The 23,370-nt window shown below is 69.3% G+C and carries 20 protein-coding genes; 17 read left to right on the top strand and 3 right to left on the bottom strand.

Annotated features, from left to right (window positions below; translation table 11 throughout):
* Positions 1-6: 6 nt before the first annotated feature.
* From HMPREF2886_RS22200 to HMPREF2886_RS22170, 7 genes are all read left to right on the top strand, one after another.
* On the top strand, positions 7-1,215 hold the full coding sequence (locus tag HMPREF2886_RS22200) for a glycosyltransferase family 4 protein (RefSeq protein ID WP_070748384.1): 1,209 nt from the start codon (positions 7-9) through the stop codon (positions 1,213-1,215).
* Positions 1,206-2,309 (top strand): glycosyltransferase family 4 protein, encoded by a 1,104-nt coding sequence (locus tag HMPREF2886_RS22195; protein WP_033977558.1) that lies wholly within the window; start codon positions 1,206-1,208, stop codon positions 2,307-2,309. The genes HMPREF2886_RS22200 and HMPREF2886_RS22195 overlap by 10 nt, the downstream gene beginning before the upstream one ends.
* A 2-nt stretch (positions 2,310-2,311) precedes the next feature.
* The gene (locus HMPREF2886_RS22190; RefSeq protein ID WP_033968311.1) at positions 2,312-3,748 is read left to right on the top strand and encodes an O-antigen ligase family protein; all 1,437 of its coding nucleotides are present in this window, start codon (positions 2,312-2,314) and stop codon (positions 3,746-3,748) included.
* Between the two features lies 1 nt (position 3,749).
* Positions 3,750-5,159 carry a lipid II flippase MurJ gene (locus HMPREF2886_RS22185; protein ID WP_070748382.1) on the top strand — a complete coding sequence of 470 codons (1,410 nt, stop codon included), beginning with the start codon at positions 3,750-3,752 and terminating at the stop codon, positions 5,157-5,159.
* An 82-nt stretch (positions 5,160-5,241) separates the two neighbouring features.
* Positions 5,242-6,309 carry an acyltransferase family protein gene (locus tag HMPREF2886_RS22180; protein WP_070748380.1) on the top strand — a complete coding sequence of 356 codons (1,068 nt, stop codon included), beginning with the start codon at positions 5,242-5,244 and terminating at the stop codon, positions 6,307-6,309.
* A 186-nt stretch (positions 6,310-6,495) separates the two neighbouring features.
* Positions 6,496-8,229, top strand: coding sequence for an FAD-dependent oxidoreductase (locus HMPREF2886_RS22175; protein ID WP_070748378.1), 1,734 nt, complete (start codon positions 6,496-6,498; stop codon positions 8,227-8,229).
* Positions 8,230-8,284: 55 nt separating this feature from the next.
* Positions 8,285-9,286 (top strand): DNA topoisomerase IB, encoded by a 1,002-nt coding sequence (locus HMPREF2886_RS22170; RefSeq protein WP_033968315.1) that lies wholly within the window; start codon positions 8,285-8,287, stop codon positions 9,284-9,286.
* Here the strand turns inward: HMPREF2886_RS22170 and HMPREF2886_RS22165 are convergent, their stop codons facing one another.
* Entirely contained in the window at positions 9,287-9,580 is a 294-nt protein-coding gene (locus HMPREF2886_RS22165) for an inner centromere protein (RefSeq protein ID WP_003113727.1), read from the bottom strand.
* A gap of 71 nt (positions 9,581-9,651) precedes the next feature.
* Complete coding sequence (locus HMPREF2886_RS22160; protein ID WP_003089245.1) at positions 9,652-10,113, bottom strand: Lrp/AsnC family transcriptional regulator; 462 nt, start codon at positions 10,111-10,113, stop codon at positions 9,652-9,654.
* Between the two features lie 309 nt (positions 10,114-10,422).
* On the opposite strand from HMPREF2886_RS22160, the gene HMPREF2886_RS22155 reads away from it, so the two are divergent.
* The 4 genes from HMPREF2886_RS22155 to lpdA are packed head-to-tail and all read left to right on the top strand — an operon-like array spanning position 10,423 to position 15,389.
* Positions 10,423-11,655, top strand: a complete 1,233-nt coding sequence (locus tag HMPREF2886_RS22155; protein ID WP_003111886.1) for a 3-methyl-2-oxobutanoate dehydrogenase (2-methylpropanoyl-transferring) subunit alpha — start codon at positions 10,423-10,425, stop codon at positions 11,653-11,655.
* On the top strand, positions 11,652-12,704 hold the full coding sequence (locus tag HMPREF2886_RS22150; RefSeq protein WP_003089248.1) for an alpha-ketoacid dehydrogenase subunit beta: 1,053 nt from the start codon (positions 11,652-11,654) through the stop codon (positions 12,702-12,704). The genes HMPREF2886_RS22155 and HMPREF2886_RS22150 overlap by 4 nt, the downstream gene beginning before the upstream one ends.
* On the top strand, positions 12,705-13,991 hold the full coding sequence (locus HMPREF2886_RS22145; RefSeq protein WP_033977552.1) for a dihydrolipoamide acetyltransferase family protein: 1,287 nt from the start codon (positions 12,705-12,707) through the stop codon (positions 13,989-13,991).
* A gap of 3 nt (positions 13,992-13,994) precedes the next feature.
* Positions 13,995-15,389 carry a dihydrolipoyl dehydrogenase gene (lpdA, locus tag HMPREF2886_RS22140; RefSeq protein WP_033968417.1) on the top strand — a complete coding sequence of 465 codons (1,395 nt, stop codon included), beginning with the start codon at positions 13,995-13,997 and terminating at the stop codon, positions 15,387-15,389.
* Positions 15,390-15,522: 133 nt separating this feature from the next.
* Here the strand turns inward: lpdA and HMPREF2886_RS22135 are convergent, their stop codons facing one another.
* Positions 15,523-16,341 carry a transcriptional regulator gene (locus HMPREF2886_RS22135; protein WP_033968419.1) on the bottom strand — a complete coding sequence of 273 codons (819 nt, stop codon included), beginning with the start codon at positions 16,339-16,341 and terminating at the stop codon, positions 15,523-15,525.
* 168 nt (positions 16,342-16,509) lie between these two features.
* Here HMPREF2886_RS22135 and HMPREF2886_RS22130 point away from each other — a divergent pair, with 168 nt between their 5' ends.
* The 6 genes from HMPREF2886_RS22130 (at position 16,510) to pvcD (ending at position 23,329) form a co-directional block, all read left to right on the top strand.
* Positions 16,510-17,955 (top strand): alanine/glycine:cation symporter family protein, encoded by a 1,446-nt coding sequence (locus HMPREF2886_RS22130; protein ID WP_003113731.1) that lies wholly within the window; start codon positions 16,510-16,512, stop codon positions 17,953-17,955.
* Between the two features lie 99 nt (positions 17,956-18,054).
* Positions 18,055-19,041 (top strand): asparaginase, encoded by a 987-nt coding sequence (locus tag HMPREF2886_RS22125; protein ID WP_070748377.1) that lies wholly within the window; start codon positions 18,055-18,057, stop codon positions 19,039-19,041.
* Positions 19,042-19,255: 214 nt separating this feature from the next.
* Positions 19,256-20,242, top strand: coding sequence for a paerucumarin biosynthesis protein PvcA (gene pvcA, locus HMPREF2886_RS22120; protein ID WP_024916174.1), 987 nt, complete (start codon positions 19,256-19,258; stop codon positions 20,240-20,242).
* Between the two features lie 17 nt (positions 20,243-20,259).
* Complete coding sequence (pvcB, locus tag HMPREF2886_RS22115) at positions 20,260-21,135, top strand: paerucumarin biosynthesis oxygenase PvcB (RefSeq protein WP_042170686.1); 876 nt, start codon at positions 20,260-20,262, stop codon at positions 21,133-21,135.
* Positions 21,136-21,186: 51 nt separating this feature from the next.
* Entirely contained in the window at positions 21,187-22,689 is a 1,503-nt protein-coding gene (pvcC, locus tag HMPREF2886_RS22110; protein WP_033968424.1) for a paerucumarin biosynthesis protein PvcC, read from the top strand.
* Positions 22,682-23,329, top strand: coding sequence for a paerucumarin biosynthesis heme-binding protein PvcD (pvcD, locus tag HMPREF2886_RS22105; protein ID WP_070748375.1), 648 nt, complete (start codon positions 22,682-22,684; stop codon positions 23,327-23,329). The genes pvcC and pvcD overlap by 8 nt, the downstream gene beginning before the upstream one ends.
* Positions 23,330-23,370 lie beyond the last annotated feature (41 nt).

The following is a 23,370-nucleotide window of genomic DNA, read 5'->3' as shown; positions in this document are numbered from 1 at the left end:
CCACCCATGCGTATTCTCTGGATCCTGCCCTACTCGCCCTGGCCCACCACCAGCGGCGGCAAGACCCGTCAGTACCACCTGCTGCGCAGCCTGGCGGCTCGCGGCCACCGGATCACCGTGCTGCTGCACAGCAAGCAGCCGGTGAGCGCCGAGGACCGCCAGGCCCTGGAGCCCTTCCTCGAACGCCTGGTCGTGCTGCCGCGCCGACCGCTGCGCAGCCTCTCCACGCTGCTCGCCGCGCTGTTCGCGCCCTACCCGCTGCTGGCCAGCGTCAACGGCCTGTCGGCGGAGCTGCAACGCACCGCCACGGAGTTGCTGCGCGAGCCCTGGGACGTGGTCCAGGTCGAGCACAGCTATAGCTTCCAGCCCTACGAGCGACCGCTGCGCGACGCCGGCCAGCCGTTCGTGCTCACCGAGCACAATGTCGAGTCGTCCCTCGGTGCCGCCACCTACGACCGCCTGCCGGGCTGGGCGCTGCCCTTCGCGCGCTACGACCAGTGGCGTTACCGCCGCTGGGAACGCCGGGTGATGAGCCAGGCGGCGGCGGTCGTCGCCGTGACCGAGAAGGATGCGCGACAGCTCGGCGCGATGCTCGGGCGGCCGGTGCCGGTGGTGGTCAACGGGGTCGATTGCGAGCACTTCGCCGCCGCCCGGCCGGCGCCCGAAGCGCAGCGCGTGCTGTTCCTCGGCAACTACGAATACGCACCGAACGTCGATGCCGTGGAATGGATGCTCGACGAGATCCTGCCGCGGGTCTGGGCACACTGCCCCGACGCGCGCATGAGCGTCTGCGGCTATGCGCTGCCGGCGGAGTGGGCGCAACGCTGGAGCGATCCGCGCATCGAATGGCAAGGCTTCGTTCCCGACCTGCTGCAACTGCAATCGAGCAGTTCGGTGTTCCTCGCCGCGCTGCGCCATGGCGGCGGTTCGAAGCTGAAGGTGCTCGAGGCCCTGGCCGCCGGGCTGCCGCTGGCGAGTACCGCGCAGGGCGTTTCCGGCCTGGAACTGCGGGACGGCGAGGACTACCTGGGCGGCGAATCCGCCGAGCAGCTCGCCAACGCCGTGGTGCGCCTGTTGCAGGACCCGGCGCGGGCCCGCGCGCTGGGCGAGAACGGCCGCGCCTACGCGCGCCGCGCGCACGACTGGAGCGTCGCCGCCAGCCAACTGGAACAGGTCTACGCCGGCCTCGCCGAAGGAGCGCCGGCATGCGCATAGGACTCGACTACCGCACCGTCGGCAGCTCGCCGCACTCGGGCATCAGCCGCCAGGTCTATGCCATGGAGCAGGCCCTGGAAAGCCTGCCCGGCACGCAGGTGACCCGCTTCACCGTGGCCCCTCTCGACGACCCGCTGCGCCAGCGGGCGGTCTGCCCGCCGTGGGGCTGCCCGCGCACCGCGATGCACCAGCCGCACCAGCGCCTGCGCTTCGAAGCCGGGTTCCTCCCACGCGCCTTGCGCGAGCAGGACATCGACCTGTACATCAGCACCTTCAACATGGGCCTGCCGCTACCGCCGCGTCCGCCGGGCGTGCGCTATGCGCTGCTGATCCACGACCTGTTCCAGATCACCCTGAAGAACTACCACGCCAACCGCCTCAAGGCACTGGTCTATCGGGTCAGCGACTACCTGTCGATCGCCTATGCGCTGCGTGTCGCCGACCGTGTCTGGACCCCTTCGCAGTACAGCGCCGACGAGGCTGTGCGACTGTTTCCCGGGGTCGCCGGGAAAGTCCGGGTGCTGCCCAACCAGGTCGACGGCTTCGCCGGCGAACCCGCCGACCTCTCGGCACGCGGCCTGCCGCCGCGCTACTGGCTGCTGGTAGGTACCCGCGAGCTGCGCAAGAACGTGCCCTGGTTCGTCCGCGCCTGGGCCCGGGCGCGCGCCCAGGCGCCCGGCGTGCCGCCGCTGGTGCTGGTCGGCAGCCTCGACCACCTGCCCGAGGAGCAACGCGGCTTGCCCGGCCTGCACGCGCTCGGCGGGCTCGACGACGCCGAACTGCACGCGCTGTACCGCCAGGCCGAGCGGCTCTGGCAACCGTCCTACGCGGAAGGCTTCGGCCTGCCGGTGGTCGAGGCGCTGAGCGTCGGCACGCCGGTGGCGGTGGCCAGCGGCACCTCGCTGGACGAAGTCACCCCGCCGTCGGCGCCGCGCTTCTCGCCCAGCGACGGCGCCGCCCTGGAACGCCTGATGCTGCGCCTGGCCGATGCGCCGCGCGAAGCCTCGGCGGATGAACTCATCGCCTGGGCCGCGCGTTTCAACCGCGAAGCCTACCGGCAACGGCTGGCCGCACTGATCGAGGAACTGAGTTGAGAATGTCGTTGGGAAACCTCGTCGCTGTCGTCCTCGGCCTGGCCTTCGGCGGAGCGCTGCTGATGCTCAGCCCGGCCAAGGCCGGCGCCGCCATGGTCGGCCTGGCGGCCGCGGTCACCATCCTGCGCTTCCCGTTCTGGGGGCTGCTGCTGTTCGCCCTGGTGGCGACCTTCATGCCCTACTCCACGGTCAACGTGGGGATCCGTTCGACGGTCAGCGAAGCGATTCTCGCCCTGACCTGGGGCGCGGTGCTCTGGCACATCTTCCTCTCGCGCCTGCCGCCGGCGCCGGCGCTGCGCTACCGCTCCACCGAGCGCATGCTGCTGTGGCTGATGCTGTTCACCGTGCTGCCGTTCGTGGTCGGCCAGGTCAGCATCAAGGCCGAGGCCAGCGGCCTGTCGAACTGGCTGCGCTGGCTGCTCAACCTGTCCATCGTGTTCCTCGCCGGACGCCTGCTGGTGGAGCGCAAGAACCGCGAGACACTGGTCATCGCCCTGCTGCTGGGCACCCTGGCGATGCTGCTGATGTCCATCGCGGTGTTCATCCGCTACCGCTCGGCGTCGGGGATGGCGCCGATCCTGGCGATGTTCAACTACGCCAACCTGGACACCCTCAAGTTCGGCCTGGAGGCGCTTTCCTCGCGGATGGGCTCGCCATGGATGCACCCCAACGCCACCGGCGGGATCATGGCCCTGCTGCTGCCCCTGGCGTTCTGCTACGGGGTCGCCAACCAGGGCTGGCGGCGCGGCCTGGGTCTCGCCGTGGCGGTCCTCGGCGCCGCTGCGATCCTCCTCGCCAGTTCCCGCGGGGCGATGCTCAGCCTGGCGGTGGTGCTGTTCTGGATGTCCCTGCGCAAGGTGCCCTACACCGGCCGCCTGCTGTTGCTCGGGGTCGGCCTGGTGGTGGTCCTGGTGCTCAGCTACCCGCCGTTGCAGGAACGCCTGGCGACCATCTTCTCGCCGCAGAACGCCAGTACCGAGGTGCGCTTCGACGAGTACCGGATGTTCCCCAAGGCCGTCGCCCGCTATCCGCTGGGAATCGGCTTCAAGGTCGACCCGCCGGTGCCGGGCACCGACCTCCTGGGCATCTCCAACCTGTGGCTGAACTTCATGTACAAGGTCGGCCTCGGCGGCATGCTGCTGTTCATCGCGGTGACCTGGCGCTGGTGGCGCGAAGCCCGTCCGGAGAAAGGTCCGATCCGCCTGACCCGCGACAACGCGATCTGGCTGGGCAGCACCGGCGGCATCCTGGCGGCGCTGGTCAGCGGCCTGTTCGACCACTACTTCAGCTTCGCCGTGGTGATGATCGGCCTGTTCTGGCTGCTGGTCGGGATCAACCTGCTGGAAGCCCGCCGGCTGTTCCCGGAGCGCCAGCCGCAACCGCGGGCAGTGGGTTATCGCAAGCTCAAGCGACAGCTCGAGCGCGGAGCCGAGGCCTGAGATGCTCGGCTCCGCCTTCTGGCTGACCCTGGCCACCCTGCTCGGCCTGTGCCTGGGCTTCGCCCGCGAATGGCTGCTGGTGGCCTCCTGGGGTGCCGGCGAGCGCAGCGACGCCTTCCTCATCGCCCTGTTCCTGCCCGAGGCCCTGCGCATGTCGCTGGCCGGCGGCGTGCTCAGCGCGGCGGCCCTGCCTCTGTTCCTCGAACGCCAGGGCGAACGTCGCCTCGACTGGCTGGCGGCGATCCTCCCGGCGCTGATCGGTATCGCCGTGGCGCTCAGCCTCCTGCTGCTGGCGGCGGCGCCCTGGCTGGTGCGCTTGCTCGGCCCGGGCCTGGCCGAGACGGCCAGCGCCCAGGCCGCGGCCAATTTGCGGATCCTCGCCTGGTGCGTGCCGGGACTGATGCTCCATGCGCTATTCAGCATCCCCCTGCAGGCCGCCGAGCGCTTCGTCCTGGCCGGGCTCGGCTCGCTGCTGTTCAATCTGCCGCCGGTGCTCTACCTGGCCTTGCACGGCCAGGCCAGCCAGCCCGAACAACTGGCCCTGGCCTGCCTGCTCGGCAGCCTGCTGATGCCGCTGGTGTTGCTGCCTTCGCTGTGGGCCGAAGGCTGGCGGCCCTGGCACTGGCGCCTGTCGGGCGCCGAACTGGGTCAGCTCGGCGGGCGGATCGGCCCGCTGCTGCTGAGCAACGCCGCCAGCCAGGGCCTGGCGCTGGTCGAGCGGCTGGTGGCCTCGCTGCTCGGCGAAGGCGCGGTGACCTGGGTCAACCTGGCGCGCAAGCTGATGAACCTGCCGCTGATCGCCCTGATGAGCCTCAACCAGGTGTTGCTCGGCATGATGAGCCGACGCCAGGGCGGCGAGCGCCTGGCCCTGCTTCGCCGCGGCCTGGAGACCGCCAGCCTGCTGACCCTGCCGGCCGGGGTCGGGCTGGTCGCCGCCGCACCCGGCCTGGTGGCCCTGTTGCTGCCGCAGCAGACCGCCGGCTCGCCGTTGCCGGCGCTGCTGGCCTGGTTCGCCGTGCCACTGGTGTTCGGCGCCTGGAATGCCTTGCTGGCGCGTTACGCCTACGCCGCCGGCGATACTCGCCTGCCGCTGCGCTGCGAGCTGCTCGGCAGCGCGCTGAACACCGCGCTGCTGGCGGTCCTGCCGTTGATTTTCGGACTGCCGGGGATTCCCCTCGCGGCCCTTGGCGGGGTGCTCTGCACCGCGCTGCTGCTGATGCGTCGCCAGGCCCTGCTCGGCGCCCTGCCCTGGGCCCGGCTGTGGCTGCTGAGCGCCCTGGCCATGGCGCTCGCCGCCGGCCTGCTGTTCCGCATCGACGGCATCTGGCTGCAATTGGGCCTGGGCACCGTCGCCGGCTGCCTGGCGCTGCTCGGCATGGCGCTCTGGCTGCGGCCCTGGCGCACCGATTGACCCATGGCTCCGGGTAGGGAGCCTGGCCCTGGGGGCCTTCGAACAACCACTGTGAGTTAGCGCGTCAAGCGGGAGTTGCAAAGTGAAAAAACGCTGGATTCAGATGGATGTGACCCGCGGCGTGGGCATCCTGATCATCGTCTTCGGGCACAGCTGGTTCGTCGCCAGTTCGCCGACCGTGCTCTATCCGTTGCTCTCTCCGTTCATCCTGCCACTGTTCTTCTTCATTTCCGGGGTGTTCTTCAGGACCGAGCAACCCTTCGGCGAGATGGCCCTGCGCAAGGCCGACGCCCTGCTCAAGCCGTTCTTCGTGACCATGCTCGGCTACGTCATCCTCCGCGACCTGCTGCGCGGCCAGCCGCTGCTGCCGGACATCGGCGGAGTGCTGTACGCCTCGGTCGACACCCTGCCCTGGCAGGCGCTCTGGTACCTGCCGCACTTCTGGGTAGCGACCCTGTTCGCCTGGTTCATGCTGCGCGTCATCCAGCGTCTCGGCCTGTCCCTCGCCGCCAGTTGCGTGCTGCTGGCCGTGCAACTGGGCCTGGGCATCCTGTTCCTCAAGACGTTCTGGCAGATCCCGCTGGAGTTCGGCGGCGAACAGTACCTGCTGCCGGGCCTGCCGTTCAGCCTGGACATCACCCTGATCAGCAGCGCCCACTTCATGTTCGGCTATGTCCTGCGCGACGTCCTGCGTCGCCACCAGAGTTCGTTGCTGACCCTGTGCATCGCCCTTGCCGTGACCACCGCCAGCTTCCTCTACTACCCGACGGTGGTGGACATGGCGCAGCGCCGCTACGACCACTGGTTCTGGGCCACCGTCCAGGCGGTGAGCGGCGTCTACCTGTGCTGGGCGCTGTCCGGGCTGATGATGAAGATCGACTGGCTGGGCAAGGCGATGACCTACATCGGCCAGTCGACCCTGATCCTGCTGATCTTCCACGGCGAGATCCAGCACAAGGCCTTCAACCTGCTGGTCCACCTGGGCCTGTCGGAACCGGCCGCTGCCAGCGTCGCCCTGGTGATCTCGGTGATCGTCTCGCTGCTGATCGGCGAAGTGATCAAGCGCGTCGCGCTGCTGCGCGCCCTCTACTTCCCCTTCCCGGTGCGCAAGAAGGCCGCCGCGGTCCAGGGCGGCGGCGAAGCGCGCTGACGCCCTCGGCCCGGTGCGCCTGCGCCGGGCCTTTCCCCTCCCGTCTCCCTTTTCCCTACCGGGCGGCCGACCTCGCTTCGACCTGGCCGATGATCGCCCGCTCCTTTCGCCGAGCGGGTTGGTACGCGGGGATTGCCTCCCTAGAATATGGAACATCGTTCCGAAATCTTGAAAAAGGGAGAAGCCATGACCTCTGCGGCCGTCGAGAGCACCCCGCTAACCTGTGACGTGCTGGTCGTCGGCTCCGGCGCCGCCGGGCTGGCGGCGGCGGTGACCGCGGCCTGGCACGGGCGCCGGGTAGTCCTGGTGGAGAAGGACCCGGTGTTCGGCGGCGCCAGCGCCTGGTCCGGCGGCTGGGCCTGGTTGCCGCGCAACCCGCTGGCACGTCGCGCCGGTATCGAGGAGGACATCGAGCAACCGCGTACCTACCTGCGCCACGAACTGGGCGAGCGTTACGACGCCGCGCGGATCGACGCCTTCCTCGAAGCCTGCCCGCACATGGTGGCCTTCTTCGAGCGCCACACCCACCTGCGTTTCGTCGACGGCAACGGCATCCCGGACATGCATGGCGACACGCCGGGCGCCGCCGAGGGCGGCCACCAGTTGGTCGCCGCGCCCTACGACGCACGGCAACTGGGCCCGCTGCTGCCGCGCCTGCGCAAGCCCCTGCGGGAGACCTCGTTCATGGGCATGCCGATCATGGCCGGCGCCGACCTCGCCGCCTTCCTCGACCTGACCCGCTCGCTGCCGGCCTTCCTGCATGTCGCCCGGCGCTTTTCCAGCCACCTCTGGCACCTGCTGCGCTACGGTCGCGCCATGCACCTGGTCAATGGCGTGGCGCTGGTAGCGCGCCTGGCCAAGTCCGCCGAAGCCCTGGGCGTGCGCCTGATCGAATCGGCGCCGGCCCGCGAACTGCTGCTGCGCGACGGGCAGGTAGTCGGCGCGCTGGTCGAGAGCGCCGAGGGACTCCTGCGCATCGAGGCAGGCGCCGTGGTCCTGGCCTGCGGCGGCTTTCCCCATGACCCGCAGCGCCGCGCCGAGCTGGCCCCGACCCTGGACACCCTGCTGCCGCTGCCGCCGGCGGGCTGCAACGGCGACGGCTTGCGCCTGGGGGAAAGCGCCGGCGGCCGGGTGGCCGACGACCTGCGCTCGCCGATCGCCTGGGCGCCGGTCTCGCGAATTCCCCACGGAGATGGCGAGACCGGGCACTTCCCGCACATCATCGAGCGCGGCAAGCCCGGGGTGATCGGCGTACTGGCCAACGGCAGACGCTTCGTCAATGAGGCGCACGGTTACCACGACTATGTCGCCGCCCTGCTCGAGGCCACCCCGCCCGGGCAGCCGGCACGCTCCTGGCTGGTCTGCGACCGGCGCTTCCTGCGCCGCTACGGCCTCGGCTACGTGCGTCCGGCGCCGCTGCCGATCGCCGCGCACCTGCGCAGCGGCTATCTCAAGCGCGGGGCCAGCCTGGATCAGTTGGCAAGGAGCTGCGGCATCGACCCGTCCGGCCTGGCCGCCACCGTCGCCGAATACAACCGCCACGCCCGCGAGGGCCGCGACCCAGAGTTCGGCCGCGGCGGCACGGCATTCAACCGCAAGCAGGGCGACCCGGCGTATCCGGGGCCGAATCCCTGCGTCGCCCCCATCGAACGCGGACCGTACTACGCGGTGCAGGTCGAGCCCGGCTGCTTCGGTACCTTCGCCGGGCTGAAGACCGACGCCCGGGCCCGCGTGCTGGACGGCGGCGGCCAGCCGATCCCCGGCCTGTACGCGGCGGGCGCGGACATGGCGAGTCTGTTCGCCGGCCACTATCCCTCCGGCGGCATCAACCTGGGGCCGGCGCTGACCTTCGGCTACATCGCCGGCCGCCACATCGCCGGCGCCATCGGCTACGAGCAGGAGCAAGCGCAGCGCGGTTGAACGTTCCAGCGGGCGCAGCGGCCTAAACAGGCAAGCTTTCCTTCGGAACCCAAGCATGAGCGCAGCGCCACCGGATATCCCCGCCCTGCCCGCCGGCCTCTGCTACGTCGACGACCGCCAGCCGGGCATCCGTCGACGCCGGCAGGGCAAGCGCTTCGTCTATTTCGATGCCGACGGCCAGCGCATCGGCGACGCCGAGGAGATCCGCCGGCTGGACAAGCTGGCCATTCCGCCGGCCTATCGCGAGGTCTGGATCTGTCCCGACCCCAACGGCCATCTCCAGGCCACCGGCCGCGACGCCCGTGGGCGCAAGCAGTACCGCTACCACCCGCGCTGGCGCGAGGTACGCGATGCCGACAAGTACGAGCGCCTGCTGCGCTTCGGCCAGGCGCTGCCGGGGCTGCGCCGGCACATCGACGCCCAGTTGCGCCTGCCCGGCCTCGGTCGCGACAAGGTGGTGGCCCTGGCGGTTGCACTGCTCGACGCCACCCTGATCCGCGTCGGCAACCACCGCTACGCCCGCGACAACCGCTCCTACGGCCTGACCACCCTGCGTACCCGGCACGTCGACGTGAACGGCAGTCGCATCCGGTTCCGCTTCAAGGGCAAGAGCGGCATCGAGCACGACGTCAGCCTGGAGCATCCGCGCCTGGCGCGGGTGCTGCGGCGCTGCCTGGAACTGCCCGGCCAGGACCTGTTGCAGTACCTGGACGAGGACGGCCAGCCGCACCGCATCGGCTCCCACGACATCAACGAGTACCTGCGCCGGCACACCGGCGAGGATTTCAGCGCCAAGGACTACCGTACCTGGGCCGGCAGCGCGCTGGCGCTGGAGCGCCTGCGGCGTGCCGGAGCCGACGGGCTTGGCGCGGTGGTGGCGGAGGTCGCCGCCGAATTGGGCAACAGCGTGGCGATCTGCCGGCAATGCTACATCCACCCGGCGATCATCGAGGCCTACCAGGCCGGGCAACTGGGCCAGCTCAGGCGCGCCCGCAAGCGCCGCTGGCTGAGTGCCGAGGAAGCGACCCTGCTGGCCTTCCTCGACACGCCCGGCTGATCAGTTGCCCGGGTGCGGATCGATGCCGTGCCGGCGCAGCAGGCCGAGCAGGCGGCCAATCTCGGTCTGGCAGGCTTCCAGTTCCTTGCGCAGGGTGTGTTCGCGGCGCTGCTGCTCCAGCTTCACGCGTTCGAGTTCGGCGCGCGCCTCACGGCGGATCTGCCGCTCGCGCTCCTTGTCGGAATGCTCGGCGCCGAGGGCCTCCTCGGCCTTGCGCGCGCGGTACTCGCGCATCCGCTGGGCGGCCGACTTGGCCTTGCCGCTCGGCTTGGGCCCGGGTTTGCTGGCTTTCATGAACGGCTCCATCTGCGTAACGTTACGCAATCAGAATAGCGTAACGTTACGCAGATAGACAGGGTCTATGCTCAGAGCGGCGGGGCCGAGCGCAGCATCACCGACTTCAGCGCGAAGGCCGACTTGATGCCAGCCACGCCGGGAATGCAGGTCAGGGTATTGGTGAGGAACGCCTGGTAGGCGGCGAGATCCTTGACCACCACCCGCAGCATGTAGTCCGCATCGCCGGTCATCTGGAAACAGCTCATGACCTGCGGCGCATCGACGATGCGTTCCTCGAAGCGAGCGAGGTAGTCGCCGGTCTGCTTTTCCAGGGACACCGAGACGAACACGCTCATCGCCCCGGACAGACGTTCCTCGTCGAGCCGGGCGAAGTAGCCCTGGATGTAGTGTTCCTCTTCCAGGCGGCGTACCCGGCGCAGCGTCGGCGTCAGCGACAGGCCGACCTTCTGGGCGAGATCGCGCCAGCTCAGGCGGCCGTCGTCGGCCAGGGCGCGGAGGATTTTCAGGTCGATGCGGTCGAGTTCAGCCATGGTGCGTTGTTTCTCTTGTTAGCGATTCTTGTAGTTCAAACAACCCAATACTGCCGGAATACCTTAGTCAATTTGGAGCAAAAAACTAGCACCCGAAGCCTATACTGAAATTACAAAAACAAAACCCGAGGGCCTCACCATGAGTGACGTCACCCAGTACGACCGCGCCTGCCGTACCCCGGCATGCCTGCCACCCGCCCCCACCCACAGGACGGGAACCCGCCATCCGCCCAGTCCGCCGCTTCGAACGCCGTTCGCCCGTTTCTGATCTCTCCAACCGTTTGGCCCGGACCGGGCCGGAGGCCTGTCATGAGTGATTACGAGCCGTTGCGTCTGCATGTCCCGGAGCCCACCGGGCGTCCTGGCTGCAAGACCGACTTTTCCTATCTGCACCTGTCCCCCGCCGGCGAGGTACGCAAGCCGCCGGTGGATGTCGAGCCCGCCGAGACCAGCGACCTGGCCTACAGCCTGGTACGCGTGCTCGACGACGACGGCCACGCCGTCGGTCCCTGGAACCCGCAGCTCAGCAACGAACAACTGCTGCGCGGCATGCGGGCGATGCTCAAGACCCGTCTGTTCGACGCGCGCATGCTCACCGCGCAACGGCAGAAAAAGCTTTCCTTCTATATGCAGTGCCTCGGCGAGGAAGCCATCGCCACCGCCCATACCCTGGCCCTGCGCGACGGCGACATGTGCTTCCCGACCTATCGCCAGCAAGGCATCCTGATCACCCGCGAATACCCGCTGGTGGACATGATCTGCCAGCTCCTCTCCAACGAGGCCGACCCGCTCAAGGGCCGCCAGCTGCCGATCATGTACTCGAGCAAGGAGGCCGGTTTCTTCTCCATCTCCGGCAACCTCGCCACCCAGTTCATCCAGGCGGTCGGCTGGGGCATGGCCTCGGCGATCAAGGGCGACACGCGCATCGCCTCGGCCTGGATCGGCGACGGCGCCACCGCCGAGTCGGACTTCCACACCGCCCTCACCTTCGCCCATGTCTACCGCGCGCCGGTAATCCTCAACGTGGTCAACAACCAGTGGGCGATCTCCACCTTCCAGGCTATCGCCGGCGGCGAAGGCACCACCTTCGCCAACCGTGGCGTGGGCTGCGGGATCGCCTCGCTGCGGGTCGACGGCAATGACTTCCTGGCGGTCTACGCCGCCTCCGAGTGGGCCGCCGAGCGAGCCCGGCGCAACCTCGGGCCGAGCCTGATCGAATGGGTCACCTACCGCGCCGGCCCGCACTCGACTTCGGACGACCCATCCAAGTACCGCCCCGCCGACGACTGGACCAACTTCCCGCTGGGCGACCCGATCGCCCGCCTGAAGCGGCACATGATCGGCCTCGGCATCTGGTCGGAGGAACAGCACGAAGCCACCCACAAGGCCCTCGAAGCCGAAGTGCTGGCCGCGCAGAAACAGGCGGAGAGCCACGGCACCCTGATCGACGGCCGGGTGCCGAGCGCCGCCAGCATGTTCGAGGACGTCTATGCAGAACTGCCGGAGCACCTGCGCCGGCAACGCCAGGAGCTCGGGGTATGAATGCCATGAACCCGCAACACGAGAACGCCCAGACGGTCACCAGCATGACCATGATCCAGGCGCTGCGCTCGGCGATGGACATCATGCTCGAGCGCGACGACGACGTGGTGGTGTTCGGCCAGGACGTCGGCTACTTCGGCGGCGTATTCCGCTGCACCGAAGGCCTGCAGAAGAAATACGGCACCTCGCGGGTGTTCGATGCGCCGATCTCCGAGAGCGGCATCATCGGCGCCGCGGTCGGCATGGGCGCCTACGGCCTGCGCCCGGTGGTGGAGATCCAGTTCGCCGACTACGTCTACCCGGCCTCCGACCAGCTGATCTCCGAGGCGGCGCGCCTGCGCTATCGCTCGGCCGGCGACTTCATCGTGCCGATGACCGTACGCATGCCCTGTGGCGGCGGCATCTACGGCGGGCAAACGCACAGCCAGAGCCCGGAGGCGATGTTCACCCAGGTCTGCGGCCTGCGCACGGTGATGCCGTCCAACCCCTACGACGCCAAGGGCCTGCTGATCGCCTGCATCGAGAACGACGACCCGGTGATCTTCCTCGAGCCCAAGCGCCTCTACAACGGCCCGTTCGATGGCCACCACGACCGCCCGGTGACGCCCTGGTCCAAGCATCCGGCCAGCCAGGTGCCGGACGGCTACTACAAGGTGCCGCTGGACAAGGCGGCGATCGTCCGCCCCGGCGCGGCGCTGACCGTGCTGACCTACGGCACCATGGTCTACGTGGCCCAGGCCGCGGCCGACGAGACCGGCCTGGACGCCGAGATCATCGACCTGCGCAGCCTCTGGCCGCTGGACCTGGAAACCATCGTCGCCTCGGTGAAGAAGACCGGCCGCTGCGTCATCGCCCACGAGGCGACCCGCACCTGCGGGTTCGGCGCCGAGCTGATGTCGCTGGTGCAGGAGCACTGCTTCCACCACCTGGAGGCGCCGATCGAGCGCGTCACCGGTTGGGACACCCCCTACCCGCATGCCCAGGAGTGGGCGTATTTCCCCGGCCCCGCGCGCGTCGGCGCGGCATTCAAGCGTGTGATGGAGGTCTGAATGGGTACCCATGTGATCAAGATGCCGGACATCGGGGAAGGCATCGCCGAGGTCGAACTGGTGGAGTGGCATGTCCAGGTCGGCGACTCGGTCAATGAAGACCAGGTCCTCGCCGAGGTGATGACCGACAAGGCCACGGTGGAGATTCCCTCGCCGGTGGCCGGACGCATCCTCGCCCTCGGCGGCCAGCCGGGCCAGGTGATGGCGGTGGGCGGCGAACTGATCCGCCTGGAGGTGGAAGGCGCCGGCAACCTCGCCGAGAGCCCGGCCGCGACGACACCGGCCGCGCCCGTCGCCGCCCCCCCGGAGGAACCGAAGGAAGCCCCGGTCGCGGCGCCGAAAGCCGCCGCCGAAGCGCCGCGCGCCTTGCGCGACAGCGAGGCGCCACGGCAGCGGCGCCAGCCCGGCGAACGCCCGCTGGCCTCCCCCGCGGTGCGCCAGCGCGCCCGCGACCTGGGCATCGAGTTGCAGTTCGTGCAGGGCAGCGGTCCCGCCGGACGCGTCCTCCACGAGGACCTCGATGCCTACCTGACCCAGGATGGCAGCGTCGCGCGCAGCGGCGGCGCCGCGCAAGGGTATGCCGAGCGACACGACGAACAGGCGGTGCCGGTGATCGGGCTGCGTCGCAAGATCGCCCAGAAGATGCAGGACGCCAAGCGACGCATCCCGCATTTCAGCTATGTCGAGGAAATCGACGTCACCGACCTGGAAGCCCTGCGCGCCCATCTCAACCAGAAATGGGGCGGCCAGCGCGGCAAGCTGACCCTGCTGCCGTTCCTGGTCCGCGCCATGGTCGTGGCGCTGCGCGACTTCCCGCAGTTGAACGCGCGCTACGACGACGAGGCCGAAGTGGTCACCCGCTACGGCGCGGTACATGTCGGCATCGCTACCCAGAGCGACAACGGCCTGATGGTGCCGGTGCTGCGCCACGCCGAATCGCGCGACCTCTGGGGCAACGCCGGCGAAGTGGCGCGCTTGGCCGAAGCCGCGCGCAGCGGCAAGGCGCAACGCCAGGAGCTGTCCGGCTCGACCATCACCCTGAGCAGCCTCGGCGCGCTCGGCGGGATCGTCAGCACACCGGTGATCAACCATCCGGAGGTGGCCATCGTCGGCGTCAACCGCATCGTCGAGCGACCGATGGTGGTCGGCGGCAACATCGTCGTGCGCAAGATGATGAACCTCTCCTCCTCCTTCGACCACCGGGTGGTCGACGGGATGGACGCGGCGGCCTTCATCCAGGCCGTGCGCGGCCTGCTCGAACATCCCGCCACCCTGTTCCTGGAGTAAGCGATGAGCCAGATCCTGAAGACTTCCCTGCTGATCGTCGGCGGCGGCCCCGGCGGCTACGTCGCGGCGATCCGTGCCGGGCAACTGGGCATTCCCACCGTACTGGTGGAGGGCGCCGCCCTCGGCGGCACCTGCCTGAACGTCGGCTGCATCCCGTCGAAGGCACTGATCCACGCCGCCGAGGAATACCTCAAGGCCCGCCACTATGCCGGCCGGTCGGCGCTGGGCATCCAGGTACAGGCGCCGAGCATCGACATCGCCCGCACCGTGGAATGGAAGGACGCCATCGTCGACCGCCTCACCAGCGGCGTCGCCGCGCTGCTGAAGAAGCACGGGGTCGATGTCGTCCAGGGCTGGGCGAGGATCCTCGACGGCAAAAGCGTGGCGGTCGAACTCGCCGGCGGCGGCAGCCAGCGCATCGAGTGCGAGCACCTGCTGCTGGCCGCCGGCTCGCAGAGCGTCGAGCTACCGATCCTGCCGCTGGGCGGCAAGGTGATCTCCTCCACCGAGGCGCTGGCGCCCGGCAGCCTGCCCAAGCGCCTGGTGGTGGTCGGCGGCGGCTACATCGGCCTGGAGCTGGGTACCGCCTACCGCAAGCTCGGCGTCGAGGTGGCGGTGGTGGAAGCGCAACCGCGCATCCTGCCGGGCTACGACGAAGAACTGACCAAGCCGGTGGCCCAGGCCTTGCGCAAGCTGGGCGTCGAGCTGTACCTCGGGCACAGCCTGCTGGGCCCGGGGGAGAACGGCGTGCGGGTCCGCGACGGCGCCGGCGAGGAGCGCGAGATCGCCGCCGACCAGGTACTGGTGGCGGTCGGCCGCAAGCCGCGCAGCGAAGGCTGGAACCTGGAAAGCCTGGGCCTGGACATGAACGGCCGGGCGGTGAAGGTCGACGACCAGTGCCGCACCTCGATGCGCAATGTCTGGGCCATCGGCGATCTCGCCGGCGAGCCGATGCTCGCGCACCGGGCCATGGCCCAGGGCGAGATGGTCGCCGAGCTGATCGCCGGCAAGCGTCGCCAGTTCGCCCCGGTGGCGATCCCCGCGGTGTGCTTCACCGATCCGGAAGTGGTGGTCGCCGGGCTGTCTCCGGAGCAGGCGAAGGATGCCGGCCTGGACTGCCTGGTGGCGAGCTTCCCGTTCGCCGCCAACGGCCGCGCCATGACCCTGGAGGCCAACGAAGGCTTCGTCCGCGTGGTGGCGCGTCGCGACAACCACCTGATCGTCGGCTGGCAGGCGGTGGGCAAGGCGGTCTCGGAGCTGTCCACGGCCTTCGCCCAGTCGCTGGAGATGGGCGCCCGCCTGGAAGACATCGCCGGCACCATCCACGCCCATCCGACCCTCGGCGAAGCGGTCCAGGAAGCCGCCCTGCGCGCGCTGGGACACGCCCTGCACATCTGATTCCCGCGAACCTCGGTAGCCGGCCAACCACCGGCGCACATTACCCCCTTGCCCGTCGGGCAAGGGGGCTTTTTTCGTGACCGCGAACCGGGCCATCGGCAGGCCTCACCGCCCTGCGCGATCCCCCGCCCCCTCACTCCGTCTCCAGCAACCCATGCCGCAAGCTCCCCGCCGCCAGGCGCTGGCGAATATCCTCGTCGATCCGCGGATCGTCCGGGCGATACAGGCGCACCTGGCGGTAAGCGTTGATCCGGTTGATTTCCGCACCGAGGTACTCCCAGACCACCCGGCTGCATGCCGGAGTCCGCCGGTCGCCGCTGGAAACGCCCATCTTCAGGCCGTTCAGGCGGGTGATACGGCTCTTGAAACTGGGAATGAGGATGGTCTGGCTCATCTCGTTGAGGGTCAGCGACTCGTAGTCGATCAGGAACACCCGGTCCTGCAACTGGAAGGCCGCGCCGAGATAGCGGCAACGCGCCCACTCCTCCGCCTGCACGTCGGTACTGCTGGTGCGTTCCTGGCGTTCCTGGCGCTCGAAGAGGAACACGCCGTCTTCCTCGTAGAGGTGCACCAGGGAGAGCAGGATGCTGCCCGGCACCGACATGCAGTTGGCATATTCGAAGTAGTAGCCGCAGTAGCGGCCCAGGTCGCCGGCCTCGGCGCGCAGCGGTTGTAGCAGCCGCAACAGCGGGTCGTTGCTGGGCTGGCGCGGCTGGGCGCTGGCGCGGGCGCCGATCAGGCGGGCGAACTGCTCGGGCGGCAAGCCCAGCTCGTAGTCCTCTACGCCGAAGAAGTCGCCGATCCGCTTGCGGTTGTACGGCGTCGGCTGGCTCTGGCCGCTGAGGTACTTGTTGAACTGCGCGCGATTGATCGCCAATTGCCGACAAACCTCGGAAATCGAGCGGTAATGGCTGCAAAGCAGCTTGAGATTGGCGCCCAGGTGCTCGGACATCGGTGGCTCCGAAACTGATGCTATGGACGCGATTCTAGCATCAGGTCGCATCAAGCAGGAGCAACCCGCGAAATTGTAACCAGGTGCGTCATGGCCAACCATGCGCCGCGCACCAAGGCGCTGCCGCAGCGCACGCCGGTACCAGAATAAGAACCGAGGTAGACCTCCATGCTTGAAATGCTCAACGATTTCCTTTCCGGAAAAGTCCTCATCGTCCTGATCGTCGGCCTGGGTGCCTACTTCACGATCCGTTCGCGTTTCGTCCAGTTCCGCCACTTCGGCCACATGTTCGGCGTATTCAGGGAATCGCTGCGCGGCCAGGCCGGCCAGCTCAGCTCCTTCCAGGCCCTGATGCTGAGCCTCGCCGGCCGGGTCGGCGCCGGCAACATCGCCGGGGTCGGCATCGCCGTGACCCTCGGCGGTCCGGGGGCGGTGTTCTGGATGTGGGTCACCGCGCTGGTCGGCATGTCCAGCAGCTTCTTCGAATGCACCCTGGCCCAGGTCTACAAGCGCAGCGACGGCGACGGTCTGTATCGCGGTGGCCCGTCCTACTACATCCAGCACGGCCTGAAACTGCGCTCGATGGCGGTGGTCTTCGCGGTACTCCTGCTGGTGACCTACGGCTTCGCCTTCAACGGCCTGCAGTCCTACACCGTCACCCATTCGCTGCAGAACGCCTTCGGCTTCGCCCCGCAGCACACCGGGATCGCCCTGGCGGTGCTGCTCGGCGTGGTCTTCATCGGCGGCATCAAGCGCATCGCCGCGGTCTCCGACCTGCTGGTGCCGATCAAGACCCTGGCCTACATCGGCGTCACCCTGTACGTCATCGCCAGCCAGATCGAGCACGTCCCGGCAATGCTGGAAACCATCGTCAAGAGCGCCTTCGGCCTGGACCCGGCGTTCGGCGGCCTGCTCGGCAGCGCCATCGTGATGGGCGTCAAGCGTGGCGTCTTCGCCAACGAGGCCGGCCTGGGCAGCGCGCCGAACGTCGCCGCGGTCGCCGCCGTGCGCCATCCGGCGGCGCAGGGAGTGGTCCAGGCCTTCAGCGTGTTCCTCGACACCTTCGTGATCTGCACCTGCACCGCCCTGCTGATCCTGCTCTCGGGCTTCTACACCCCGGGCTTCGAAGGCGACGGCATCGTCCTCACCCAGAACTCCCTGGCCGCGGTGGTCGGCGACTGGGGCCGGGTGTTCGTCAGCGTGGCCCTGTCGCTGTTCGTCTTCACCTGCATCCTCTACAACTTCTACCTGGGCGAGAACAGCCTGCAGTTCCTCAGCCGCAACCGCCTGGTGCTGATCGGCTACCGCGCGCTGGTGCTGGCCCTGGTGGTCTGGGGCTCGGTGCAGGACCTGTCGACCGTGTTCGCCTTCGCCGACATCACCATGACCTGCCTGGCCTTCGTCAACCTGATGGCCCTGGCCCTGCTGTTCAAGGTCGGCCTGCGGGTGATGCGCGACTACGACGTGCAGCGTCGCGCCGGGATCAAGCAACCGGTGTTCGACTCGGCGCAGTTCGCCGACCTCGACCTGGACCGCGAAGCCTGGCCCGCCGGCCAGCGCGCCGAGCCTCCGGCGCAGGCGGACGCCGAGCCGCTGCCGAGCGGCAATCGCTGAGTCTCGCGCAGGCGCCCTCCCCCCGGAGCGGCGCCTGCGCCACAATGGTGTCCCCTCTTCGCACGTCCGGCGCGAAAAGGCCCGACACAAGGATTACGGATGCTCCCAGTCAAGAACCTCTTCGTGCTCTACACCGGCGGCACCATCGGCATGCTGCAGACCCCTCAGGGACTGGCTCCGGCCGGTGGCTTCGAAGCGCGCATGCGCGACCACCTGCAAACCCTCGGCGACGCCCCGGACCTGCGCTGGCGCTTCGCCGAACTGCAACCGCCGCTGGACAGCGCCAACATGACCCAGGGCAACTGGCTGGCGATGCGCGACGCCATCGTCGCCGCGCTCGACGCCGGCCACGACGGCGTGCTGCTCCTGCACGGCACCGACACCCTGGCCTACAGCGCCGCGGCGCTGTCCTTCCTGCTCCTCGACCTGCCGGTCCCGGTGCTGCTGACCGGCTCCATGCTGCCGGCCGGCGCGCCGGGCAGCGATGCCTGGGACAACCTGGTCGGCGCCCTGCGCGTCCTCCAGGAGGGCCACGCGCGCGGCGTACAGGTCTATTTCAACGATGCCCTGCTGCACGGCGCGCGAGTCAGCAAGCTGCGCAGCGACGCGTTCGACGCCTTCGCCGAACTGCCGCGACCGCGCCACGCCGAGCATGCGCCGGTGCCTGTGGCGCTCGGCTACCGCCAGCCGCGCCGGGAAGTGAACCTCGCCGTGCTGCCGCTCTATCCGGGGCTGCGCGCCGCGCACCTGCGCGGGCTGCTCGACAGCGGCGTGGAAGCGCTGCTGCTGGAATGCTATGGCAGCGGCACCGGCCCGTCCGACGACGAGGAGCTGCTGGCGCTGCTGCGCGAAGCCCACGCCCGCGGCGTGCTGCTCGCCGCGGTCAGCCAGTGCGCCTACGGCCAGGTCGAGTTCGGCGTCTACGCCGCCGGCAGCCGCCTGCGCGACGCCGGCCTGGTCTCGGCTGGCGGAATGACCCGCGAGGCGGCCCTGGGCAAGCTCTTCGGCCTGCTCGGCGCCGGCCTCGGACGCGACGAAGCGCAACGCTGGTTCGCCCTCGACCTGTGCGGCGAGAACGCCGACTGACCGCCCTGCGGCCGCCCGCCGGCGGCCGCTTCCTTCAGCCCTCCCCGCGATACGCGACAACGCCGGCGGCCCGCCCGTGCCCGGCGCCCATCGTCAAGCTTCAGCGAACAGTGTTTCCGGCCTTCCCCGGTTTATCCCCCGGCGGCGAGTCCACAGGATGTCGCCTTCCGCTGCCGGCCCCGCCGGCATCCGCCCACAAGGAGGAAACACCTGCATGTACGCCATCGCCGAAGACACCCTTCCCGCACGCGTATTGAAAGAACTGCTGCTCTATCGCCGCCGTTACCCCGAGCATCGCCAGGGCGCCAGCGAAGCGGACGAGATCCGCCGCATCGAACAGGTCCAGTTGCCGCGCATCGCCGCCTTCATCGAAGCCGGCGAGCCCATCGAATTCGTCCTGCCGGCGTTTCCGGCCAAGTCGCCGAACCCCGGCAAGGTCCTCGACAGCCGTCCGGACATGGCCGAGCGCCTGTCGCTGTCGTTCCTCAACCACCTGTGCCAGCGCATCCAGCTGTTCTATGCGCCGGGCGCGAAGATCACCGTCTGCTCCGACGGCCGGGTGTTCGGCGATCTGGTGAGGATCGGCGATGCGCACATCAGCGCCTACCAGGATGCCTTGCGCCTGATGATCGAGGAGATCGGCGCCACCCATATCGGCGTGTTCAACCTGGAGGACGTACGCGCCTTCGAGGCCCAGCGCGACAACCACGAGCAGCTCCGCCAGTTGCTGATCGACGGCTACGCCGAGCCGCTGGAAAGCATCCGCGAGACCCTGCTGGCCAGCGAAGAAGGCCTGCTGCTGTACCGCGCCATCACCCGTTTCCTCTACGAGGACGGTCTGACCCCCGACTACCAGGGCTCGAAGACCGCCCTGCAACGCGACGCCAAGGAGCGCGCCTACGGGGTGATCCAGCGCAGCTGGGCCTGGGGCGCGCTGCTGGCCGACCAGTTCCCCCGCGCGATCCGCCTGTCCATCCATCCGCAGCCGGCGGACAGCCTGAAGTTCGGCATCCACATGATGCCGACCCGCGACGACTGGCTGACGCCCTGGCACGGCGTGGCGGTGAACACCGAGGACCGCTTCGTGCTGATGAAGCGCAGCGAGGTGCTGGAACTCGGCGGCGAGCTGGTGCAGATCAACGGCCAGCCCAGTCACTACCGCCTGCCGGCCAGGGCCGCCCGGCGCGCCGCCGTGGCCTGAGCACAAGGAGCCAGACGATGAACACCTATGTCAGCGATCACCCCGTACGTCTCTCGCCGCTGCGCGACGAACAGGGCAATCAGCCGCGCTTCGGCCTGCTGCTGGAGCCCGGCCGCCCCGGCATGCACGTCGGCGAGCTGCCGGCGCAGTGGCTCAAGGGCCTGGCACGCAGCCACCACCTGCTGCTCCTGCGCGGCTTCGCCGCCTTCGCCGACGCCGAGAGCCTGACCCGCTACTGCCATGACTTCGGCGAAGTCATGCTGTGGCCATTCGGCGCAGTGCTCGAGCTGGTGGAACAGGAAGGCGCCGAGGACCACATCTTCGCCAACAACTACGTGCCGCTGCACTGGGACGGCATGTACCTGGAGACGGTCCCGGAATTCCAGGTATTCCACTGTGTCGACGCGCCCGGCGACAGCGACGGCGGTCGCACCACCTTCAGCTCGACCCCGGCGGCGCTGCAACTGGCCGACAGTAGCGAGCTGGAACTCTGGCGCCGCGCCAGCGGCCGGTACCAGCGCAGCGCGGCGCACTACAGCAGCCGCTCGGCGGCACCGATAGTCGAGCGCCACCCGCGCCGCGAATTCCCCATCCTGCGTTTCTGCGAACCGCCGGTCGAAGGCGACGCCAGCTTCATCAACCCCTCCGAGTTCCACTACGACGGCATCGCCCCGGACCAGCGCGGCAAACTGCTCGCCAGCCTGCGCCGCTGCCTGTACCACCCAGAGGCGCACTACGCCCACCGCTGGCGCAGCGACGACCTGGTGATCGCCGACAACCTGACCCTGTTGCACGGTCGCGAAGCCTTCGCCCACCGCGCGCCGCGCCACCTGCGGCGGGTGCATATCCACGCCGAGCCGGCGCTGCGCAACCCGCACCTGCAGCGCGACTGACCGCCCCGCCGGCCGTGCGCGCCACGGCCGGCGTCCCGACAAGGAACCAGCATGAGCCATTCCGTCCCCAACGCGCTGATGACCGGCGCCGACTATCTCGACAGCCTGCGCGACGGTCGCCAGGTCTACCTCAACGGCGAACGGGTCGCCGACGTCACCCGGCACAGGGCGTTCCGCAACGCCTGCCGCAGCATCGCCGGGCTCTACGACGGCCTCCACGGCGAGCAGCGCGATGTCCTCACCCGGGTCGATGCCCAGGGCCGCCGCAGCCACCGCTTCTTCACCCCCGCGCAGAATGCCGAGGACCTGCTCGGCGCGCGCGAGGCGATCGGCTGCTGGTCGCGCATGACCTACGGCTTCATGGGGCGTACCCCGGACTACAAGGCGGCGTTCATGTCCGGGCTGGAGGCCGGCGCCGGCTTCTACGGCGACTACCGGCAGAACGCCTGCGCCTGGCACCGCACCTTCGCCGACCGCGGGCTGTTCCTCAACCACGCGATCATCAATCCGCCGCTGGACCGCAGCAAGGCGATCCACGAGATGCGCGACGTGTTCGTCCACGTCGAACGCGAGACCGACCAGGGCATCGTCGTCAGCGGGGCGAAGATGCTCGCCACCGGCAGCGCCATCACCAACGCCACCTTCGTCGCCCCGGTCGCCTCGGCGCAGATGGAAGCCGGCAAGGCCGAGGACTTCGCCCTGGTGTTCTTCGCCCGCATGGACAACCCCGGCCTGCGCCTGATGTGCCGGCCATCCTACGAGGAGCGCGCGAGCAGTCCCTTCGACTATCCGCTGTCCAGCCGCTTCGACGAGAACGACAGCGTGCTGCTGTTCGACAAGGCGCTGATTCCCTGGGAGGACGTCCTGGTCTACCGCGACCTGCGCCGCGCCACCGGCTTCTATGCCGAGTCGGGCTTCGCCAACCTGTACAACTTCCAGTCCGGCATCCGCCTCGGAGTGAAGCTGGAGCTGATGATCGGCCTGCTTTCCCTCGGCGTGCGCGCCAATGGCACCCAGGGCTTCCGCGGGATACAGGCGGCCCTCGGCGAGCTGATCGCCCTGCAGCACCTGCTGCAGGCGCTGACCACCGCCATGGCCCGCGACCCGGAGCGCAACGCCGCCGGTTCGGCGGTGCCGCGCCTGGAGTACGCCAATGCCCTGCGCATCCAGGTGCCGCAGATCTGGAAGCGTGTCCGCGAGTTGCTGGAAAGCGCCCTCGGCGGCGCCCCGCTGGTCACCGTCTCGGGCGCCGCCGACCTGCGCGACGGCGAGGCGCGGCGGCTGGTGGACAGCTACTACCGCGGTGCCGAGCTGGAGCCGGAGCAGCGCCTGAAGCTGTTCAAGCTGATCTGGGACGCCACCGGCAGCGAGTTCGGCGCGCGCCACGCGGTCTATGAGAGCCATTATTCCGGCAATGCCGAGCAGATCCGCCTCGACTCGCTGGCCTGGGCCAGCCGTCGCGGGCACCTGGCCTACTGCGAGGCGATGGTCCAGCGCTGCATGGCCGACTACGACATCCACGGCTGGCTGCGGGGGCCCTGGCAGCATGACTGAGCGCAAACGCTGGCTGGCCGGCTGCCTCTCGGCCCTGCTTTCCCTGCCGCTGGCCGCCGCCGTTCCGGGCCCGGACGCGCCCGCCGACCTGGCGCGCGGCAAGGCGATGGCGCAGAAAATGTGCTCGCGCTGCCACGACGACGACGGCAACGGCGGGCCACGACCGAACCGCAGCTACCCGAAGCTCGCCGGGCTCGACCGGGAATACCTGTACAAGCAGATCTACGACCTCAAGACCCAGCGCCGGCGCAACCCGGCCACCAACGGCCGCGGCGAGGAGCTGAGCGCGGCGGACGTGGTCAACGTCTCCGCCTGGTTCGCCGCCCAGCGCATGAGCGCCGGCGAGCAGACCCTGGCCGACCCGGCGCAACGCGAACGCGGCCGCCAGCTCTTCGAGGGCGGCCTGGCGCAGCGCGGCGTACCGCCCTGCGTCGCCTGCCACGGTCCCGCCGCCCAGGGCCTGGCGGCGCTGAAGGCGCCGCGCCTGGCCGGGCAATGGGCGGAATACCTGGCAGCCCAGTTGCACGGCTTCCGCGACGGCAAGCGCGGCAACAGCGCGACCATGCGCGCGGTCGCCAATGGGCTGGAGGATGCCGACATCCGGGCGCTCGCCGGCTACCTCGGCAGCCTCGGGCCGTAGGGCGAAAAACCGCTTGCGGTTATCCGCCGCCTATCCCTGGC

It is taken from the genome of Pseudomonas sp. HMSC066A08 (genome assembly GCF_001813025.1).
Lineage (GTDB): Bacteria > Pseudomonadota > Gammaproteobacteria > Pseudomonadales > Pseudomonadaceae > Pseudomonas > Pseudomonas aeruginosa.
This window is presented reverse-complemented; position numbering and strand designations above follow the sequence as displayed.

Bases quoted from the DNA above. Each gene is read 5' to 3' on its own strand.
- HMPREF2886_RS22195 (WP_033977558.1), top strand. From the start codon at position 1,206: ATGCGCATAGGACTCGACTACCGCACCGTCGGCAGCTCGCCGCACTCG.
- HMPREF2886_RS22145 (WP_033977552.1), top strand. From the start codon at position 12,705: ATGGGTACCCATGTGATCAAGATGCCGGACATCGGGGAAGGCATCGCC.
- pvcB (WP_042170686.1), top strand. From the start codon at position 20,260: ATGAACACCTATGTCAGCGATCACCCCGTACGTCTCTCGCCGCTGCGC.
- pvcC (WP_033968424.1), top strand. From the start codon at position 21,187: ATGAGCCATTCCGTCCCCAACGCGCTGATGACCGGCGCCGACTATCTC.
- HMPREF2886_RS22150 (WP_003089248.1), top strand. From the start codon at position 11,652: ATGAATGCCATGAACCCGCAACACGAGAACGCCCAGACGGTCACCAGC.
- HMPREF2886_RS22190 (WP_033968311.1), top strand. From the start codon at position 2,312: ATGTCGTTGGGAAACCTCGTCGCTGTCGTCCTCGGCCTGGCCTTCGGC.
- pvcD (WP_070748375.1), top strand. From the start codon at position 22,682: ATGACTGAGCGCAAACGCTGGCTGGCCGGCTGCCTCTCGGCCCTGCTT.
- HMPREF2886_RS22185 (WP_070748382.1), top strand. From the start codon at position 3,750: ATGCTCGGCTCCGCCTTCTGGCTGACCCTGGCCACCCTGCTCGGCCTG.
- HMPREF2886_RS22200 (WP_070748384.1), top strand. From the start codon at position 7: ATGCGTATTCTCTGGATCCTGCCCTACTCGCCCTGGCCCACCACCAGC.
- HMPREF2886_RS22125 (WP_070748377.1), top strand. From the start codon at position 18,055: ATGCTCCCAGTCAAGAACCTCTTCGTGCTCTACACCGGCGGCACCATC.
- HMPREF2886_RS22165 (WP_003113727.1), bottom strand. From the start codon at position 9,580: ATGAAAGCCAGCAAACCCGGGCCCAAGCCGAGCGGCAAGGCCAAGTCG.
- HMPREF2886_RS22135 (WP_033968419.1), bottom strand. From the start codon at position 16,341: ATGTCCGAGCACCTGGGCGCCAATCTCAAGCTGCTTTGCAGCCATTAC.
- HMPREF2886_RS22130 (WP_003113731.1), top strand. From the start codon at position 16,510: ATGCTTGAAATGCTCAACGATTTCCTTTCCGGAAAAGTCCTCATCGTC.
- HMPREF2886_RS22170 (WP_033968315.1), top strand. From the start codon at position 8,285: ATGAGCGCAGCGCCACCGGATATCCCCGCCCTGCCCGCCGGCCTCTGC.
- pvcA (WP_024916174.1), top strand. From the start codon at position 19,256: ATGTACGCCATCGCCGAAGACACCCTTCCCGCACGCGTATTGAAAGAA.
- lpdA (WP_033968417.1), top strand. From the start codon at position 13,995: ATGAGCCAGATCCTGAAGACTTCCCTGCTGATCGTCGGCGGCGGCCCC.
- HMPREF2886_RS22175 (WP_070748378.1), top strand. From the start codon at position 6,496: ATGACCTCTGCGGCCGTCGAGAGCACCCCGCTAACCTGTGACGTGCTG.
- HMPREF2886_RS22155 (WP_003111886.1), top strand. From the start codon at position 10,423: ATGAGTGATTACGAGCCGTTGCGTCTGCATGTCCCGGAGCCCACCGGG.
- HMPREF2886_RS22160 (WP_003089245.1), bottom strand. From the start codon at position 10,113: ATGGCTGAACTCGACCGCATCGACCTGAAAATCCTCCGCGCCCTGGCC.